Here is a 16,104-nt window from a genome sequence, read left to right on the forward strand (position 1 = left end):
TCAAATGCTCAATACAAGGTGACGCGTGGAGCGACGGCTTCTGGCGCGTTCGGCATGCGGACGGTGAGCGAGTTCGCGACCCGTGGCGGTCAGTGGCCGCTGAGCATCGCCAGGACGTCGTCGTAGGTGCCGTTGGCCTGGGCGTGGCGCAGGAACTTGACGTTCTCGACGAGGATTTCCGTCGCGTCGGGCTGGGTGCGCAGGAGCGCCATGACTTCGGAGAGGAAGTCCTCCAGCGGCATGGCCTGCTCGCTGTCCTGCTGCCCCATCAAGGTGGTCCGCACCGCCGGCGGGACCAGTTCGATCACCTTGACGGAGGTGTCGGCGAGCTGGACGCGCAGGCTCTCGCTGAAGGAGTGGACCGCGGCCTTGGTGGCGTTGTACGTCGGGGTGATCGGCAGCGGTACGAACGCCAGACCGGAGCTGACGTTGATGATGACCGCGTCGTCCTTGGCCGTCAGGTGGGGGAGGAAGGCGTTGACCATACGGATGGGGCCGAGCAGGTTGGTGGTGACGGTGTCCTCGGCGACGCGCAGGGAGTCGGCGTCGAGGAGGTCTTCCGGCAGCATGATGCCCGCGTTGTTGACCAGGACGTTCACCTCCGGACAGGTGCTGGTCACTGTCTCCCGTGCGTCGGCGATCGACGTGGGGTCGGTGACGTCGAGGACGATCGTCCCGATGCCTGGGTGGTCCGTTGCGATCCGGTCGAGCAGGTCCTTGCGTCGTCCGGCGACGATCACCTTGTTGCCGGCCTGGAGGAAGCGCAGGGCCAGGCCGAGCCCGAGGCCTGAGGTGCCGCCCGTGATCAGGATCGTGTTGCCCGTGGTCTTCATGGGGATGTTCTCTCCTTCGCCGCGGGAGCCGGTGCGACCCCCGCACCGCCTACCCTGCGGGTGCCCGCGGCAGGGCGGGAGAGGAGCGCTTGTCCCAGGGACCGGCGGTCCCTCGAAGACCCGAAGACCCGGAGCCGTGGATCGGCGGTCCCTGGATGAATGGACAGGCAGCGGTCACGATGGACGGCATGGACAGAGAAGGACTGGCGGATTTTCTGCGTCGGCGGCGTGAGACGTTGCAGCCCGGCGATGTCGGACTGAGCGGTGGCCCGCGCAGGCGCACCCCGGGACTGCGCCGGGAAGAGGTCGCCGCACTCGCCGGCATGTCCACCGACTACTACGCCCGGCTGGAACAGCGGCGCGGCCCGCAGCCCTCCGAGCAGATCGCGGCCGCCCTCGCCCGCACTCTGCGCCTGACCCTGGACGAACGCGACCACCTTCTCCGTCTCATGGGGCACAGCGCCCCGGCCCGCTTCCTTCGCTCCGAGCACGTCAGCCCGGCCCTGCTGCGGGTCCTGGACCGCCTCGACGACACCCCGGCCCTGGTGCTGTCCGATCTCGCCGACACCCTGGTGCAGAACCCGCTCGCGAAAGCACTGCTCGGTGACCAGACCCGCCACACCGGTCTGGCACGCAGCGCCCACTACCGCTGGTTCACCGACCCGGCGGAGCGCGGTCACTACCCGGAGGAGGACCACCCGAGGCAGAACCGGATTCAGGCAGCCGCCCTGCGGGCCGCGCTGACCGCCGACCGCAGCGACCCCAGAGCCGCGCAGATCGTCGCCGAACTAAGCGAACGCAGCCCCGAGTTCGTCCGAGTGTGGGATCGGCACGAGGTCGCCAACCGGTTCGAGGACCACAAAACCCTCGTACACCCGGCGCTGGGCCGTATCGACGTCGACTGCCAGGTCCTGTTCACCGACAACCGCGCACAGATCCTGCTGGTGATGACCACGCGTCCCGGCACAGAGAGCCACGGGAAACTCCAACTGCTCTCGGTCATAGGAAACCAGCAGTTCACCCACTGAACCACTGACCCGCCGCCCACTGTTCCTGCCGGAGGAGCGAACTCCTGGAGCGGCACTAGTCGCGCTGAGCGGCGAACAGTTCCAGGTGGGCGCAGTTGGGGCAGCGGAAGGCGTCGATCTGCCAGTGAGGCCGCCCCATTCTCTTCGCGCCGCCCAGCGGGCCTCGCTGAAGGGCGCCTTCGATCCACCGCGCGAACCCGCGAGAGCCTTGCCCGGAGTCCTCGACGAAGCCCGGCTCCAGCCCCACGGCACCGCACTGGGTGCACCGTATGTTGTTCATCGGGGGAGTGTAATCAGTGGCTACAGGCCTGAGACGCTGGGGGGACCAAGGTGATCGCCGGGGTTCCTGGAGTCGCGGACGTGGGTGTCCGAGGGCGGCCGGGGCGTGAATTTCGCTGTCAGTCCTGGAGGTACGGATCGGGTGTGATCTGCCAGATGCTGACGAGTTCCGAGCGCGGGGTAACCATGTACACGAAGAAGCCGCCGTCCACGAACGCGTGCTTGGCGCCCTCGTCGAGGTCCTGGTAGACGGGGCCGTGCAGGTACAGCGCCTCGGCGGCGCGTACCAGTTCCTCGACCTTCTTCTCGACCTCGGCGAGGAACGCGGGCGGCGCAGCGGCCGACACCGTCTCCTCGTCCGGGACGTACTCTCACCGTCGAAGGGTTCGACTTCGCGGCGGCGACCGCCGTGGGCAAGCGCCTGCGCGTCGCGGGCGGTGCCGACGCCGAAGGCGACAAGGGGGAGGCGGACTGGAGCGGGGCGCACGTGCTGCACCTCGCCCTGCCCACCGTGGAGCGGCGTCGTGGTCGACCCGTCCTGACCCGGGTGCCCAGCCGCTACCGGGGCACCGGCATCCGTACCATCCGCGTCGTCGAGTAGAACCGAACCCTGCGGGCCCCGGGGTGCGCGTTCGCCGGATAAGCCAAGCGTGCGTGTCGGGCATATCCTGATTTAGGCAAAAGCGTGTACCCGCGCGCGTCGATCAGAAGTCGATCAGAAGAGGGTGAGTGCCATGCGCGTTCTGTTCAAGGCACAGTTCGACACGGACAAGGGCAACGAGGGCATACACAGCGGCGAGATGCCGAAGATGCTGAAGGAGACCCTGGACCACCTCAAGCCAGAGGCGGCGTACTTCGGCCCCGAGGACGGGTGCCGGACCTGCTGGCTGTTCATCGATCTGGAGGACTCCTCCCAGATCCCGGTCATCGCGGAGCCGTTCTTCAGTCAGCTGGGCGCCAGGGTCTCGTTCACCCCCGTCATGAACACCGACGACCTCGCGAAGGGTCTGTCGCAGATTCGTTGAGCGGGTCGCAGGTCGCCGGCCCGCTCAGCTCCCGCTCACTCAGCTGAAGACGATCATCGACCCCTGGGCCAGGCTCCGTGTCGCCGCCGCGTTCAGCCCCAGCCACACATGCCGTTCCCGGGCGAACGGGCTCGAGTCGAACGGGGGAGGTGCCGCCGGCTCCTCCAGCGACGTGGGCGTCAGCGGCGGGGCCGGGGCCACCGGCGGGTTCGCCGGGTCGATGCCGATCGAGGGGGCCACGAACTCCAGCTCCCTCAGCAAACTCTGGGACGAGCCCAACGGGCCGCCTCCGGCGAGGAGTTCATCGCTGGAGAGAGGATGCGGGAAGTCCACCGGGACGTACGCGCCCGCGTGGTCGTAGTGCCAGACCAGGTGCGACTGCTGGGCGGTCGCCTCGAACATCTCCAGCAACTGCTCGTAGTCACCGCCCAGTTCGCCCACCGGCGTCACCGGCAGACCGCACACCTGGAGCAGGTAGGCGCGGCGCAGGAAGTGCAGCGCGTCGTAGTCGAAGCCCGCGATCGGGGCCACGTCGCCGGACAGCCCCGGCATGTACGCGTACACCGGCACCGGGGGCAGTCCTGCCTCGCCCAGCACCCTGTCGTAGAGGGCGAGTTCCTCGGCGAAGGGATTGTCGGGGGTGTGACACAGCACGTCGACGAGTGGGACCAGCCACAGGTCACAGGCCAAAGGAGAACTCCTCGCATCGTCGCAGGCGGTGGTCAGGCACCGCGGGCAGAGCAGTCAGGGAAGCGTAATGGGTCACCGGCGGGTAGGACCCCCGCACGACGGGCCAGACACCAACAGGAACAGGTCAGGTAGGACGGACGGGCTGGGCAGGGTGGGGCCGGTCGGACGGGTCGGACGGGTCGGAAACAGGACGTAGGACGGGAACCACAGGACTCACGACCCGTCGTGCAGGTCCCATACCCACACCCCGCCCGTCCACTTACCCTGCTTGCCCGTCAACTGCTTCAGCGTCTCGCGCAGCAGCCCGTCGTTGGTCTGCGGGGCCAGCACCAGCACGCCCGCCTTCCAGTACGCGAAGTCCTTCTTGGCCTGCGCGCGCCAGTTGGGGCCGATCGTCGGTGCCACGCCCGTGTAGCGCACGTCCCGCAGCATGTTGGAGGTGAAGCGGGGCGCGGCGCCGTAGATGCCGACGCGCTCGGCGCCGTAGGGACCGTTGAAGTACCCGCCCGGCAGCCTGAAGCCCAGGTCGGCCGCCGTCTGCCAGTGCAGCGCCTCGGCGTTGCCGGGATCGGGCAGCGGCACCGGGATGAGTGACTCGCCCTTGCCGACGTACGACTTCCACGTGCCGTCCGCGATGAAGGCGGGCACGTCCGCGCGTTCCACCGTCTTCAGCGGGGCCGGGACGATCGGCAGCACGGCGAGGAGGACGGCCAGCGTGCCGAAGTACTGCGTGGGCAGCCGGCGGGTGGCCGCCAGCCGTTCCACGGCGAGGGCCACGAGCATGCCCAGCGCGGGCGCGCAGATCATCGCGACCCGGCCCTCGATCACCGACTCGAACAGCGGCCTCTTCGCGAGCAGCGCCCAGGGCCCCGGCAGCACACTGTCGGTCAGCGGGATCCGGAACTCGGGGCCCAGGGACAGGAAGGCCGCGGCGACCGCCGTGAAGGCGAGCGCCTTCACCGCCGTGCGCTCCCACATCCGTACGACGATCGCGAAGGCCAGCAGGACGAGCGGCCAGCCGTAGAAGGCGTTCTGCTCGGTGGGGTTGAGGGAGAGGGCGTTCGCCCTGTCCGCGTCGCCCGCCATGAGGGAGCGCTCGGCGAAGGAGAGCAGCGCGAGCGGGCTGTTGCCGGCGTTGTCGCCGTGCAGGACGCTCTTGTAGCTCTGCGGCCCGGCGAACTGCCAGTAGAGGGGGAACGCGACGATCGGCAGGCAGACCGCGCCCCCGATCAGCAGGCCGCGCAGCAGCGGACGCCAGGCGGCCTTCGCCAGGTCCCGGCGCAAGGCCGCGTAGGCGAGGGCGAACAGCACCATCCCCATGGCCGCCAGGAGCAGCGGTTCCTCACCGAGGAAGATCTGGTACGCCGCCATCAGGCCCAGGACCACGCCGTTGCGGGTGACCCGCTCGCCCTCGCACAGGCGCAGGGCGCGGTCGATGATCAGCGGCATCATGAAGAGGATGACGAAGTTCGGGTGCGCGTTGGCGTGGCTGACCATCGGGGGTGCGAAGGTCGCCAGGGCCGCGCCGGCGAAGGCCGCTCCCCGTTGCCGTACGACCCTTTTCCTGATCAGCCAGTACCATGCCGTCGCCGTCGCGGCGAGGCCCAGCGTCATCACCAGGGCGAGGGAGACCGCCGGGCCGGCGAAAAGCGTGACCGGGGTGAAGGGGACGGAGAGGCCGAGCAGAGCCGTGTTGGCCATGAGGTTCACGCCGTCGGGGAAGCCCTGGAGGTCGGTGAAGAGGGGGTTGTTGAAGTGCCTGACGTTGTCGGCCGTGACCGCGAAGAACCACTCCCACTGGTTCTGGTCCTGGAGGGAGTCGGGGAGGTAGCGGTGGGCCGGGTCGAGCCAGCGGCCCGCGTACAGGGCGACCGCCATGAGGAGGAAGAGGGTGACGCCGAGGAGGTCGGCCGGGCGCAGCGCGCGCGCCTTGAGGGCGGTCAGTTCGGCGAGGACGCGGGCGTAGTCCAGCGGACGTACCTTCGAGCCGGACTGGTGGGCCCAGCGGACCGGTATCTCGGCGACCGGCCAGTCCGCGCGGCGGAAGTGCTGGAGGACCTCGACGTCGATGCCCCAGCCGTTGAGCCGGGACGCGGCGAACGCCGTACGGGCGCGGTCGCCCTCGAACAGCTTGAAGCCGCACTGGGTGTCCCGTATGCCGGGGACGGCGACCCTGCGTATGAGGAGGTTGCCGGCCCTGCCGAGGAGTTCCCGCACCCGGTGCTGGTGGTGCTCGATCGTCGCGCCGGGGACGGAACGGGAGCCGATGGCCGCCGCGTGCCCCTCGGTCAGCGCCTCGTCCAGGACCGCCAACTCCTCGATCGGAGCCGCCAGATCGGCGTCGGTGACCAGGACGCGGGCGCCGCGCGAGGCGGCGACACCGAGGCGCAGGGCGTGGCCCTTGCCCCGGTTGCGGGGGCTGGTGACGAGCTGGACGCGCGGGTCGGCGAGGGCGGTGACGAGGTCGCGGGTGCCGTCTGTGGAACCGTCGTCGACGACCACCACCTCCCAGGAGCCCCAGCGGGCCTCGTTCTCCTGGAGGTGGCCGGTGATCGCGTCGAGGGTGGGGCCGAGCCGCTCCTCCTCGTTGTACGCGGGGACGACGACGGTCAGGTCGAGGGTGCCGGTGGTACGGGTGGGCGCGCTCATCCGAGGGTGCCCCCGTTGCCCGCGGTCGCCGTGACGCCGTCGTCCTTCTCCGTGTCCTCGCCTCCGCCGGAGGCCGGATCGGCGAGGTCGGGGACGGCGGGGAGGCCGGTCCGGTCGTTGGCCAGGCCTTCGATGAGGGCGAGGGAGTGCAGGTCGTACGCGTCGACCACCCGGTGCGCCTCGGCGAGCTCGCGGCGGGTCAGCGCGTCGACGACCTCGGTGTAGTCGGACCACAGCTGACCGCGCAGACCGCTCAGCCGGCGCAGGTGCTGCACGGCGCACACCCAGGTCTGGACGCGCATCCGGTGCAGGAAGTCGGTGAGGTACGGGTTGCCGAACAGGGCGCCGAGTTCGCGCCAGAAGCGCAGGTCGTAGCCGATGAGGATGTTCAGGTCCCCGGCGGCGGCGGCGCGCCGCGCCTCCTCGCCCCGGCGGCGGACACCCGCGAGGGCGGCGGCGGCCCGGGGGTCGCCGACCCGGACGAAGAAGCCGCGCGGCCCCGGGCTGTCACTGGCGAAGCCCCCCGCCCGACCACCTGCCGGACCGCCCGCCGCACCGGTTGCCGCGCCGGTCGCGAGACCCTTCGCCAGGCCGTGGAACATGCCGTCGGTGACCAGGCCGCGGGCCTCGATCATGCCCCGGAAGTCGGCGAGCGAGTACTCGTGCACGCGGAAGCCGCGGTGCTGGTCCGCCTCCAGCAGGCCCTGGGCCGACAGATCGACCAGGGCCTCGCGGACGGGCGTCGCGGAGACGCCGTACTGCTCGGCGATCTCCTTGACCGTGAACTCCTGACCCGGCTGGAGACGGCCGGCCAGCACCTCGTCGCGGAGCGCGTCCGCGATCTGCTGCCGCAGGGTGCTGCGGGTCACGGCACCGTTGCCGCTGCTGGCGGGCATGGTCGGGGCCCTCCCCCTTCACGCGTGTGGATGACTACTCGCATATGTCTACGAGCACGTCACCTTACGCGTTCGGTTTCCCGACGGACTTTCCCATGCGCTTACCCAATTACCCGCGTACGAGGGTGCCCGTTACCCCCCGTACGCGCTCCACCGGCTCCCGCCCTACCTGGCGTACTCGCCCGCCCTACGCGGTGTACTCGTCGGCGACCGACAGCGCGGCGTCCAGTGCCGCGAGCCCCTCCTTGGCCTCGGCCTCGGTCACGTTGCAGGGCGGGACGACATGGGTGCGGTTCATGTTGATGAACGGCCACAGCCCGTTCGCCTTCGCGGCGGCGCCGAACGCGGCCATCGGGGCGTTGGCCTCCCCGGCGGCGTTGTACGGGACCAGCGGCTCCCGGGTCTCCTTGTTCCGTACGAGGTCCAGGGCCCAGAAGACACCCGTACCGCGCACTTCGCCGACGCTCGGGTGCCGTGCGGCCAGCTCCCGGAGGCCCGGGCCGAGGATGTTCTCGCCGGTGCGGGCGGCCTGCCCGACGATGTCCTCCTCCGCCATCACCGTGAGCGTGGCGACGGCGGCGGCGCAGGCGAGGGGGTGCCCGGAGTAGGTGAGGCCGCCGGGATAGGGGCGAGTGGCGAACGTCTCCGCGATCGCGCCGGAGATCGCCACACCGCCGAGGGGCACATAGCCCGAGTTGACGCCCTTGGCGAAGGTCATCAGGTCGGGCACGACGTCGAACAGGTCGGCGGCGAACCACTCACCGGTCCGCCCGAACCCGGCCATGACCTCGTCCAGGACGAAGACGATCCCGTACCGGTCGCAGAGCGCGCGCACCCCGGAGAGATAGCCGGGCGGCGGGATCATGATGCCGGCGGTGCCGGGGATGGTCTCCAGGATGATCGCCGCGATGGTGGCGGACCCCTCGAAGACGATCGTGTCCTCAAGGTGCTGGAGCGCCCGCGCGCACTCCTGCTCCTCGGTCTCCGCGTAGAACTTCGACCGGTAGAGATAGGGCGCCCAGAAGTGCACGACACCGGCGGTGCCGTTGTCGGAGGGCCAGCGGCGGGGGTCGCCGGTGAGGTTCACGGCCTGCTGGGTGCCGCCGTGGTAGGAGCGGTAGGCGGACAGCACCTTGGGTCGCCCGGTGTGCAGCCGGGCCATGCGCACGGCGTGCTCGACGGCGTCGGCGCCACCGTTCGTGAAGAAGATCTTGTCCAGGTCGCCCGGGGTCCGCTCAGCGATCAGCCGGGCCGCCTCCGACCGCGCCTCGACGGCGAACGCGGGCGCGAACGTCGTCATCCGCCCGGCCTGCTCCTGGATGGCCGCGACGACCTTGGGGTGCTGGTAGCCGATGTTCGTGAAGACCAGCCCACTGGTGAAGTCCAGGTACCGCCTGCCGTCGTAGTCCCAGAAGTACGCCCCTTCGGCACCGGCGACGGCGAGCGGGTCGATGAGCTCCTGCGCGGACCAGGAGTGGAACACGTGCGCACGGTCGGCGGCCTTGACGGCCGCGCCGGCCTGGGCCAGGTCCTGGGGATTGGGCTGAGGGGTCATGCGGCGAGCGTAGGTGTCCCGGGTGAGGTCGCGGTATCGGCGACCTGTCTGGGGAATGGCGGCTGACGCGACAGGTTGTCGACCTCGCCCAAACCCGCCGCCGAGGGTAGACGGCCGGAAGGTCGACAGAAGCCCGCGCGAAGACCGCGCACAAGCGCTTGCCGCCCGATCGCCCCTCCGCACTATCCTCGGCCTGTCGCGTCGGCATCCGCGTGGGCGGGCGTACGACGTGTTTGGGGCGTTACGGGGAGGCGGCGCGGCATGCGGAAGCTCGGGGACGGCGATCCGGTGCGGATCGGGGCGTACCGGCTGGTCGCGCGGCTCGGTGCGGGCGGGATGGGGCATGTGTACCTCGCGCGGTCCGAGCGGGGACGTACCGTCGCCGTCAAGCTGGTCCGGCGGGAGCTGGCCGAGCAGGACGAGTTCCGGGACCGGTTCCGGCAGGAGGTCGCCGCCGCGCGGCGCGTCGGGGGGCACTGGACGGCACCCGTGCTCGACGCAGACACCGAGGCCGCCGTGCCGTGGGTCGCCACCGGGTACGTCGCAGGGCCGAGCCTGAAGCAGGTCGTCGGGCGGGACCACGGGCCGTTGCCCGAGCGGTCGGTGCGCGTTCTCGCCGCCGGGCTCGCGCACGCCCTCCACGACATCCACGCCGCCGGGATCGTCCACCGTGACCTCAAGCCGTCCAACGTCCTGGTCACCATCGACGGGCCCCGCGTCATCGACTTCGGTATCGCCCGCGCCCTGGAGACCGTCACCGACGGCGGCCTGACCCGCGGGGGCGCGCTCGTCGGCTCGCCCGGGTTCATGGCGCCCGAGCAGGTGCGCGGCGAGCGGGTCACCGCCGCGGCCGACGTCTTCTGCCTCGGTTCCGTCCTCGCGTACGCCGGAACGGGCGCCCTGCCCTTCGGCGCGGCCGGCAGCGGTGCCCACGCGATGATGTTCCGCATAGCCCAGGAGGAACCCGACCTGACGGGTGTCCCGGAGGGCATCGCCGGCCTCGTCCGCGACTGCCTCCGCAAGAACCCGGCGGAGCGCCCCACCCCGGAAGAGATCCTGGAACGTACGGGGGTGTCGGCGGACCCCGTCGCCGACGGATACGCGGGGGACACCTGGCTGCCGGGCGCGCTGGTCGCCCAACTCGGGCGGCACGCGGTGCGGTTGCTCGACGTGGAGACAGAGGTGGAGGAGAGGACCGGGGGTGAGGAGAAGACAGGCGGGGAGGTGGAGGCGGAGGTCGATGTCAGGGAGTCAGGCACCGGGCACCGGGACGTCAGGGAGGACCGGGGCGTCCGGGAGGGCCGGGAGGCCGGGGAGGACCGGTACGCGAGGGAGGGCCGGGAGGGCCGGGAGGGCCGGGAGGGCCGGGAGGCCGGAGAGGACCGGTACGTGAGGGCGGACCGGGAGGGCCGGGAGGGCCGGGAAGGCCGAGAGAACCGGGAGAACCGGGAGGACCGGGAGGCCAGAAAGGACCGGTACGTCAGCGAGGACCGGTACGTCACGGAGGGCCGGGGTGTCACGCCCGAGCACGCGCCGTCCGACGAGCCGCCCACTCATGCCGCCCACCGGCAGCTGCATCCGCAGCCATTCGCCGCCGCCCCCGGTTCGAGCCAGCGGCCCCCTGTCTGGCCCGGCGACCCGGCGCTCGAAGAGCCTGTCATACCGGCCGCGTGGAGCAGGACGCCCACCGAGACGCCGCTGCCCTACGCGACGGGGCGCGCGGAGACGACTGGGAGGAGAGCCCGGCTGTCGATCGGGCTCGGCGTCGCCGCACTGGTCGTCACTCTCGGGGCGGGCGCGTCCATCGCGGCCCTGCTGAACGGCGACGACGGCACCCCGCCCGCGCCCCCGACGCCCACACCGACGTCGTCCGGCGGATCGGTGTCACCGGCGGCCGGTGTCGTCCCGTCCGGCCTCCTCGGCACCTGGACGGCGTCGATCGACAGCGCCACGGGCCACAACACCCGCCGACTGACCATCACCCAGGGCGAGTTGGGCGACCGAGTGCTGATCCTGGTCGCCGACGGCCCCACCGAAACGGGCACCTACCACTGCGTCTTCGCCGCCGACCTGACCGAACGCCCCACCGGCGACACCCTGTTGACCGTCGGCCCCTCCCAGGTCACCTCCGGCGAACCGGCCTCCTCCTGCACCCCGGGCGCCGCCTCGACCCTCACCCTGCGCAAGGACGGCACCCTGAAGCGCGTAACGGCGGGCGGCGGCGGGGAGCTGACGTACGAGAAGGGGAGTTGAGGAGATCGTGGGCCTGCCGGGAGGCCGTCTCGGGCGAAACGGCGCTGGTGGCAGCGGCGTGGCCACGGTGCCCGGCTGTCTGAGGTGAAGAGGTCATCGCGCCTCCGGCGGCCGTTGTCGGGGCATGTTCGGGCGGGTTCCCGGGGCGACGCCGAAGCGGCCCTGGTGGACCGTCGCGTCCTGGCGGGGGATTCCCATGCCCGCCGACTGGATGCCCAGCGGCGCGGATCCCGTGCGGAACTCGACCATCCAGTCCGCCGTCTCCGCCCGGACCAGCTCCGTCACGTCCTCCGAGAAGCGGCGCAGCACTCCCAGGCAGCGGTCGGCCGCCTCGCTCGCCGTTCCCTCTGTCGGCCCGAGGACCTCGCGCACGCTCTCCGACGCCCAGTCGAACTGCAGCACCTGAAGGCGTCGCTGGACGGCCTGGGCGGTGGCGACGTCCCTTATCCAGCCCGAGGTGACCCCGAAGAACCGGTCGGCGGCGACGCACGCCACCGCGACCAGCATCGCCAGATACCCCCAGGGAGCGATGTCGCCCACCACCCCGGTGAGGTCGAGCAGCGGCAACGCGGCCCCGGCGATCGCCCCGAGCGCGGCGCCCGTACGCAGGGCCCGGGCGCCCCGACGTTTCCAGACCCGGTCGGCGAGATACCAGGCGGCCGTCTCCAGGGCCCCCTGCTCCACCCACCGGTACAGCTCGTCGAGGCGCGGCGCGGGCTCGCCCCAGTCGCCGAGGGGAAAGGGCCGGCCGGTGAGGTCCCCGGGCCGTGGCCCGGCGATATTCAGCCCGGCGGGGTCTTCGCTCCGCCCGTCGTGGGGCGGTCTCTGGGACGGCCCCTCGGGCTGCATCTCCGGCTGGCTCACCCGGCACTCCCTTAGCTGAGCAGACTGACCACAATCCATCACCGTGCGTGACACCGTACGGGCGCCCGCGTGACGTCTGATGCCGTTGTAAAGCTGTCGTGCCGCCCCCTTCTTACCGCCCAATGGGTGGCGATGACCAAGCTTTCGTTACTTTTCCGCTCGGAAGACTCGCTTGATCAGGTATAGGCCGACGAACGGACTCACTCGAAAGAGTGCTGGAGCGACGGCCCATCCGACCACGTAGGCTCGTGCTGAAAGCCGAATGTCGTATGCACGACGACGAACGACGAGGAGCTGATCGTGATCCCCGGTGGTGGCCAGCCCAATATGCAGCAGCTGCTCCAGCAGGCCCAGAAGATGCAGCAGGACCTGGCGAACGCGCAGGAGGAACTGGCGCGGACCGAGGTCGACGGGCAGGCGGGTGGCGGTCTGGTCAAGGCGACCGTGACGGGCGCCGGCGAACTGCGGGCCCTCAAGATCGACCCGAAGGCGGTCGACCCGGAGGACACGGAGACCCTCGCCGACCTGGTCGTGGCGGCCGTACAGGCGGCGAACGAGAACGCGCAGCAGCTTCAGCAGCAGAAGCTGGGCCCGCTGGCCCAGGGTCTGGGCGGCGGCGGGAGCGGCATCCCGGGCCTGCCGTTCTGAGGTTCGCCCCGCGCGCCCCCGGTCCCGCCTTCCTCAGGTGGGTGGCGGCCAACTACGGTACGTACAGCGGGCGCGAGGCGACCGCCGTAGCGATGACCGTCGTAACTGACCGTTGTACTGATGTACCGATGTACGGAAAGGCAGTCCGTTGTACGAAGGCGTGGTCCAGGACCTCATCGACGAACTGGGGCGGCTCCCGGGCGTCGGTCCCAAGAGCGCGCAACGGATCGCCTTCCACATCCTGCAGGCGGAGCCGACGGACGTACGGCGGCTCGCGCACGCCCTCCTCGAAGTGAAGGCGAAAGTCCGCTTCTGCGCGACCTGCGGGAACGTGGCGCAGGAGGAGCTGTGCAACATCTGCCGCGACCCGCGCCGGGACCTGACGGTCATCTGCGTCGTCGAGGAGCCCAAGGACGTCGTGGCGGTCGAGCGGACGCGTGAGTTCCGCGGCAAGTACCACGTCCTGGGCGGCGCGATCAGCCCGATCGAGGGCGTGGGCCCCGACGACCTGCGCATCAGGGAACTCCTGACCCGGCTCGCAGACGGCACGGTCACGGAACTGATCCTGGCCACCGACCCGAACCTGGAGGGCGAGGCCACGGCCACGTACCTCGCCCGCATGATCAAGCCCATGGGCCTCAAGGTCACCCGCCTGGCCAGCGGCCTCCCGGTGGGTGGCGACCTGGAATACGCGGACGAGGTCACCCTTGGCCGCGCCTTCGAGGGGAGACGACTTCTAGATGTCTGACGCCACGCTGCACGACACGACGCAGGACCCCGACGACTTCGCGGTGCAGATCGCCGACCAGGTGGAGAGCTTCCTGGTGGCCGTCACCGAGGTGGCGAAGGGCGACGAGCCGGATTTGGCGGTCCCCTTCCTCCTCCTGGAGGTCTCCCAGCTCCTGCTGGCCGGCGGCCGCCTCGGCGCGCACGAGGACATCCTCCCGGACGAGCGCTACGAGCCCGACATGGGCCCGGAACCGGACGTGGACGACATCCGCGAACGCCTCGCGCTGATGCTGGACCCGGTGGACGTCTACTCGGAGGTCTTCGACCCCTACGAGCCCCGCAAGGCTCCGGTTCCGGCCCGTATCTCGGACGACCTGGCCGACGTCATCGCCGACCTCCGGCACGGCATGGCCCACTACCGTGCGGGCCGCACCACGGAGGCCATGTGGTGGTGGCAGTTCTCCTACTTCTCCAACTGGGGCTCGACGGCGTCCGCGACCCTGCGCGCCCTGCAGTCCCTGGTCGCCCATGTCCGCCTGAACCAGCCCCTGGCGGAGCTGGACGGCCTGGACACCGACCAGGAACTCGGCGACGAGACCCTGGCGGAGGAGGCCGGCAAGGTGATGGTCGAGGAGATCGCGGAGCCGCTGGGCCTGCGCACGGTGAAGTAGCCAGGAGTACCTGACCGCCGCAGACCAGGTGGAGAGGACGGGAAGGCCCGATGAGCCAGTACAGCGGTTGGGCAGAGGTCAAAGCGCCGGATGCGGGAGAACCAGTGCTGGCTCACCGGCTACGGGAGATCCGCGAGGGTCTGTCCATCATGCGTGCCCGGGAACACTGACCTCACCTGACCTACAGCTCCGCCACCCCCAGCACCGTCCGCAACCGCCCCGCCTCCACGAACGGCGTCGTCACCGTCGGCTCGCTGTACCACCGCAACGGCCACGTGTTGCCGTCCAGTGCCGGGATCCCGATGTACGTCACGGTGCGTGATCCCTTCTCGCCGAATCGCTGTACGCCCAAAGGCCAGTTGCGCTTCCGTACCTCCCCGGGCGCGAGCAGGAAGTACATCCAGCGCAACCCGGTCACCTCGCAGACGACGGGCCCCGCGTCCCCGTCGGCCGCCTCGATGAGGTCGGCGGCGACCTGTTCCCCGCGTACGCCTTGGACGCGGATCGTGTCGAAGTGGACGCCGGACAGGCGGAGGTGGTGGCCGGCGAGGGGGACCCAGGCGGGGCGGTGGTGGGGGATCGCGTTCGTCATGGTCACACGGTGACGTGTGCCGGGCTACGCTCGGTAGCGACTGAGGTGATACACACCGGGGTGTATCAGTCGGAGGTGGCCGCTGTGTCAGTCCAGTACAACCCCAAGCCCAACCCCAACTCGCAACCGTCGCCGGGCACCTGGCGGTACAGCGGCAACCAGTTGAAACGCTGGCGCACGAAGGCGAACGTCACCCGCGAGGAACTGGGCGCCGCCGCCAACTACTCGCCGGACACCATCAAGTCGATGGAGCAGGGCGTACGCATGCCGACGCCCCGCGTGCTCGACGCGGCCGATGAGTTGTGCCGCGCGGACGGGCTGCTGAGCGCGGCGAAGGAGTACGTGAAGAGGGAGCCGTTCCCGGCGCGGGCACAGGACTTCATGCTGCACGAGCAGCAGGCGATCAGCCTCTGGTCGTACGAAGTCGCCCTGATCCCAGGGCTGTTGCAGACCGAGGCGTACGCGCGCTCACTGATCGAGAGCCGCTATCCGCCTCTGGACGAGGACACCGTGGCGGAGCGGATCGCGGCACGCATGGAGCGGCAGGCCATCCTGACGGACCGGAAGCCGCCGGTGGGCCTGAGCTTCGTTCTGTACGAGGCGGTACTGCGCAGTTCTCAGGTGGACGCCGAGCAGCTGCACCGACTGCTGATGTCGGCTTCCCTGCGCAACGTCGTGTTGCAGGTGCTCCCCTTCGAACGGGCCATCACTGCCGCGCTCATGGGGCCCATGGTGTTGCTGGAGACCCGCGAACACGAGCGACTCGCCTTCGCGGAGGGCCCGTTCGCCAGCGATCTGACGGCCGACCCGGAGGTTGTCAGCCGCGTGATGGAGCGGCTTAGCATGATCCGAGCGCAGGCTCTCAACCCCGCCGAGTCGGCCCGTTTCCTCGAACGGATGGTGGATCAGCCATGACCGAGCAGTTGCAGTGGTTCAAGTCGAGCTATAGCGACGACGAGGGCGGCAACTGCGTCGAAGTCGCGTTGGCGTGGTTCAAGTCGAGCTACAGCGACAACGAAGGCGGCGCCTGCGTCGAAGTCGCCCTACCCGCCCCCCGAACAACCGTCCACATCCGCGACTCCAAGATCCCCGCAGGCCGCGAACTGCACATCACCTCCCCCGCCTGGACGGCGTTCATCGCCGCAGCTCAGCCCGGAGCTTGAGCCTCGGGCTTCGAGCTCCTCATCTTGGTTTGGGTTGGTTTGGTTTTGTGTTCTGGGATGGTTGAAATCCAACCCAACCAACCAATTCTGTAAGCGAGTTGAGACGGCGTAACCCGAACGGGTGACGTTCCGTGATCGGCTTGCGTCGGAGCGTGAAGTCACCCTAGGTTCGCGACAAACAGACAAATAGTTCGGCCCCGGCCGGTGTCGCAAGCACCAGTGCCAGGGC

At 70.2% G+C, this 16,104-nt stretch carries 18 protein-coding genes; 9 read left to right on the top strand and 9 right to left on the bottom strand.

Annotated features, from left to right (window positions below; all coding sequences use genetic code 11):
• Nucleotides 1-89 precede the first annotated feature (89 nt).
• Nucleotides 90-833 carry an SDR family oxidoreductase gene (locus QA861_RS46065; protein WP_334595143.1) on the bottom strand — a complete coding sequence of 248 codons (744 nt, stop codon included), beginning with the start codon at nt 831-833 and terminating at the stop codon, nt 90-92.
• Between the two features lie 188 nt (nt 834-1,021).
• Here QA861_RS46065 and QA861_RS46070 point away from each other — a divergent pair, with 188 nt between their 5' ends.
• Nucleotides 1,022-1,861 carry a helix-turn-helix transcriptional regulator gene (locus QA861_RS46070; protein ID WP_334595144.1) on the top strand — a complete coding sequence of 280 codons (840 nt, stop codon included), beginning with the start codon at nt 1,022-1,024 and terminating at the stop codon, nt 1,859-1,861.
• Between the two features lie 55 nt (nt 1,862-1,916).
• On the opposite strand, the gene QA861_RS46075 is transcribed toward QA861_RS46070, so the two are convergent.
• On the bottom strand, nt 1,917-2,141 hold the full coding sequence (locus QA861_RS46075) for a hypothetical protein (protein ID WP_334595145.1): 225 nt from the start codon (nt 2,139-2,141) through the stop codon (nt 1,917-1,919).
• A 118-nt stretch (nt 2,142-2,259) separates the two neighbouring features.
• Complete coding sequence (locus QA861_RS46080; RefSeq protein ID WP_334595146.1) at nt 2,260-2,487, bottom strand: hypothetical protein; 228 nt, start codon at nt 2,485-2,487, stop codon at nt 2,260-2,262.
• A gap of 62 nt (nt 2,488-2,549) precedes the next feature.
• Here QA861_RS46080 and QA861_RS46085 point away from each other — a divergent pair, with 62 nt between their 5' ends.
• Nucleotides 2,550-2,741, top strand: coding sequence for a hypothetical protein (locus QA861_RS46085; protein ID WP_334595147.1), 192 nt, complete (start codon nt 2,550-2,552; stop codon nt 2,739-2,741).
• Nucleotides 2,742-2,874: 133 nt separating this feature from the next.
• Complete coding sequence (locus QA861_RS46090) at nt 2,875-3,165, top strand: hypothetical protein (RefSeq protein WP_334595148.1); 291 nt, start codon at nt 2,875-2,877, stop codon at nt 3,163-3,165.
• Nucleotides 3,166-3,204: 39 nt separating this feature from the next.
• Here the strand turns inward: QA861_RS46090 and QA861_RS46095 are convergent, their stop codons facing one another.
• The 4 genes from QA861_RS46095 to QA861_RS46110 form a co-directional block, all read right to left on the bottom strand.
• On the bottom strand, nt 3,205-3,855 hold the full coding sequence (locus QA861_RS46095; protein WP_334595149.1) for a putative DNA-mimic protein: 651 nt from the start codon (nt 3,853-3,855) through the stop codon (nt 3,205-3,207).
• A gap of 213 nt (nt 3,856-4,068) precedes the next feature.
• Nucleotides 4,069-6,504: a glycosyltransferase gene (locus QA861_RS46100; RefSeq protein ID WP_334595150.1), complete on the bottom strand. Its 2,436-nt coding sequence runs from the start codon at nt 6,502-6,504 to the stop codon at nt 4,069-4,071.
• The gene (locus tag QA861_RS46105) at nt 6,501-7,400 is read right to left on the bottom strand and encodes a GntR family transcriptional regulator (RefSeq protein ID WP_334595152.1); all 900 of its coding nucleotides are present in this window, start codon (nt 7,398-7,400) and stop codon (nt 6,501-6,503) included. The genes QA861_RS46100 and QA861_RS46105 overlap by 4 nt, the downstream gene beginning before the upstream one ends.
• Before the next feature lie 187 nt (nt 7,401-7,587).
• Nucleotides 7,588-8,955 (bottom strand): aspartate aminotransferase family protein, encoded by a 1,368-nt coding sequence (locus QA861_RS46110; RefSeq protein WP_334595154.1) that lies wholly within the window; start codon nt 8,953-8,955, stop codon nt 7,588-7,590.
• 261 nt (nt 8,956-9,216) lie between these two features.
• Between QA861_RS46110 and QA861_RS46115 the strand changes: the two genes are divergently transcribed.
• The gene (locus QA861_RS46115) at nt 9,217-11,208 is read left to right on the top strand and encodes a serine/threonine-protein kinase (protein ID WP_334595155.1); all 1,992 of its coding nucleotides are present in this window, start codon (nt 9,217-9,219) and stop codon (nt 11,206-11,208) included.
• 93 nt (nt 11,209-11,301) lie between these two features.
• Here the strand turns inward: QA861_RS46115 and QA861_RS46120 are convergent, their stop codons facing one another.
• Entirely contained in the window at nt 11,302-12,072 is a 771-nt protein-coding gene (locus QA861_RS46120; RefSeq protein ID WP_334595156.1) for an SLATT domain-containing protein, read from the bottom strand.
• 300 nt (nt 12,073-12,372) lie between these two features.
• Between QA861_RS46120 and QA861_RS46125 the strand changes: the two genes are divergently transcribed.
• The 3 genes from QA861_RS46125 (at nt 12,373) to QA861_RS46135 (ending at nt 14,120) form a co-directional block, all read left to right on the top strand.
• Nucleotides 12,373-12,720, top strand: coding sequence for a YbaB/EbfC family nucleoid-associated protein (locus tag QA861_RS46125; protein ID WP_006373444.1), 348 nt, complete (start codon nt 12,373-12,375; stop codon nt 12,718-12,720).
• 148 nt (nt 12,721-12,868) lie between these two features.
• Nucleotides 12,869-13,468 carry a recombination mediator RecR gene (recR, locus tag QA861_RS46130; RefSeq protein ID WP_319092800.1) on the top strand — a complete coding sequence of 200 codons (600 nt, stop codon included), beginning with the start codon at nt 12,869-12,871 and terminating at the stop codon, nt 13,466-13,468.
• Nucleotides 13,461-14,120 (top strand): DUF5063 domain-containing protein, encoded by a 660-nt coding sequence (locus QA861_RS46135; RefSeq protein WP_334595157.1) that lies wholly within the window; start codon nt 13,461-13,463, stop codon nt 14,118-14,120. The genes recR and QA861_RS46135 overlap by 8 nt, the downstream gene beginning before the upstream one ends.
• Before the next feature lie 181 nt (nt 14,121-14,301).
• Here QA861_RS46135 and QA861_RS46140 read toward each other — a convergent pair whose 3' ends face one another.
• A complete protein-coding gene (locus QA861_RS46140) occupies nt 14,302-14,712 on the bottom strand; it encodes a hypothetical protein (protein WP_334595158.1) in 411 nt (136 codons plus the stop codon).
• A gap of 84 nt (nt 14,713-14,796) precedes the next feature.
• Here QA861_RS46140 and QA861_RS46145 point away from each other — a divergent pair, with 84 nt between their 5' ends.
• Complete coding sequence (locus QA861_RS46145) at nt 14,797-15,627, top strand: helix-turn-helix domain-containing protein (RefSeq protein WP_334595159.1); 831 nt, start codon at nt 14,797-14,799, stop codon at nt 15,625-15,627.
• Complete coding sequence (locus QA861_RS46150) at nt 15,624-15,875, top strand: DUF397 domain-containing protein (protein WP_334595160.1); 252 nt, start codon at nt 15,624-15,626, stop codon at nt 15,873-15,875. The genes QA861_RS46145 and QA861_RS46150 overlap by 4 nt, the downstream gene beginning before the upstream one ends.
• Nucleotides 15,876-16,104 lie beyond the last annotated feature (229 nt).

Source organism: Streptomyces sp. B21-083, assembly GCF_036898825.1.
GTDB lineage: Bacteria > Actinomycetota > Actinomycetes > Streptomycetales > Streptomycetaceae > Streptomyces.

Coding starts and splice junctions, on each gene's coding strand:
- QA861_RS46065 (WP_334595143.1), bottom strand. CDS start 833: ATGAAGACCACGGGCAACACGATCCTGATCACGGGCGGCACCTCAGGC.
- QA861_RS46070 (WP_334595144.1), top strand. CDS start 1,022: ATGGACAGAGAAGGACTGGCGGATTTTCTGCGTCGGCGGCGTGAGACG.
- QA861_RS46075 (WP_334595145.1), bottom strand. CDS start 2,141: ATGAACAACATACGGTGCACCCAGTGCGGTGCCGTGGGGCTGGAGCCG.
- QA861_RS46090 (WP_334595148.1), top strand. CDS start 2,875: ATGCGCGTTCTGTTCAAGGCACAGTTCGACACGGACAAGGGCAACGAG.
- QA861_RS46100 (WP_334595150.1), bottom strand. CDS start 6,504: ATGAGCGCGCCCACCCGTACCACCGGCACCCTCGACCTGACCGTCGTC.
- QA861_RS46105 (WP_334595152.1), bottom strand. CDS start 7,400: ATGCCCGCCAGCAGCGGCAACGGTGCCGTGACCCGCAGCACCCTGCGG.
- QA861_RS46110 (WP_334595154.1), bottom strand. CDS start 8,955: ATGACCCCTCAGCCCAATCCCCAGGACCTGGCCCAGGCCGGCGCGGCC.
- QA861_RS46115 (WP_334595155.1), top strand. CDS start 9,217: ATGCGGAAGCTCGGGGACGGCGATCCGGTGCGGATCGGGGCGTACCGG.
- QA861_RS46135 (WP_334595157.1), top strand. CDS start 13,461: ATGTCTGACGCCACGCTGCACGACACGACGCAGGACCCCGACGACTTC.
- QA861_RS46140 (WP_334595158.1), bottom strand. CDS start 14,712: ATGACGAACGCGATCCCCCACCACCGCCCCGCCTGGGTCCCCCTCGCC.
- QA861_RS46150 (WP_334595160.1), top strand. CDS start 15,624: ATGACCGAGCAGTTGCAGTGGTTCAAGTCGAGCTATAGCGACGACGAG.